This window comes from Actinosynnema sp. NPDC023658, assembly GCF_040639995.1.
GTDB lineage: Bacteria > Actinomycetota > Actinomycetes > Mycobacteriales > Pseudonocardiaceae > Actinosynnema.
This window is the reverse complement of record NZ_JBFAAX010000047.1, coordinates 1-935: the sequence shown is the minus strand read 5'-3', so window position 1 is coordinate 935 and position 935 is coordinate 1. Positions and strand designations below refer to the sequence as shown.

1 pseudogene is annotated in these 935 nt (G+C 75.8%); it reads left to right on the top strand.

Features of this window, described 5'->3' with window-relative positions:
• Nucleotides 1-133: 133 nt before the first annotated feature.
• Nucleotides 134-935: pseudogene (locus AB0G02_RS09045) on the top strand ([protein-PII] uridylyltransferase); the annotation flags it as partial.

Below are 935 nucleotides of genomic sequence, written 5' to 3'. Positions count from 1 at the left end.
ATTACGCGTTCGTGGGTCGGGGCGGGCGGCGGCACTTTCTAAACCCCCCCCGCCGCCGCCCCCCCCGCCCCCCCCGGGGGCCCCCCCCCCGCCCCGCCGCCCCCCCCCCCCCCGGCGCCGTTTGACGGGGGAGTCGTTGCGCGAGGCGCTGGTGGACCTGCACGAGTTCTGGCTCACCGCGCACGCCTCGCAGTCGGGCGTCGGTGGACCGGGCAGCGGGGTCGCGCTGGTCGCCGTGGGGGGTTTGGGCAGGCGAGAGCTGGTGCCCTATTCCGATCTGGACCTGCTCCTGGTGCACAACGGGCACAAGGGCGTGGACGGGATCGCCGAGAAGCTCTGGTACCCGCTGTGGAACTCCGGCATCGGCCTGGACCACTCGGTGCGCACGGTGGGCGAGGCGCTGCGCGTCGCCGCCGGTGACCTGCGCACCGCGTTGGGGCTGCTGGACATCCGCCACATCGCGGGCGACCAGGAGATCAGCCAGCGGCTGACCGACAGCGCGCGGCAGGCGTGGCGCACGGGGGTGCGCACGCGGCTGGACGAGATGGCCGAGTCGGCGTCGCGGCGGTGGGCGCGCAGCGGCGAGATCGCGCACCGCGTGGAGCCGGACCTCAAGCACGGCCGCGGCGGGCTGCGGGACGTGACGCTGCTGGACGCGCTGAGCGCGGCGCAGCTGACCGACCGGCCCTCCGCCGAGGTCAACGAGGCCCGCAGGCTGCTGCTGGACGTGCGCACCGAGCTGCGGCGGGTGGCGCGCAAGCCGCGGGACGTGCTGCGCGCGCAGGACGGCGACGAGGTCGCCACCGCGCTGGGCCTGCAGGACCGGTTCACGCTGGCCCGCTCGATGTCGTCCGCCGCACGCACGATCGTGTACGCGGTGGACGTCGCCATGCGCACAGCGCGCGCCGCCGTCCCCAAGCGGGGGCTGGGCGTGT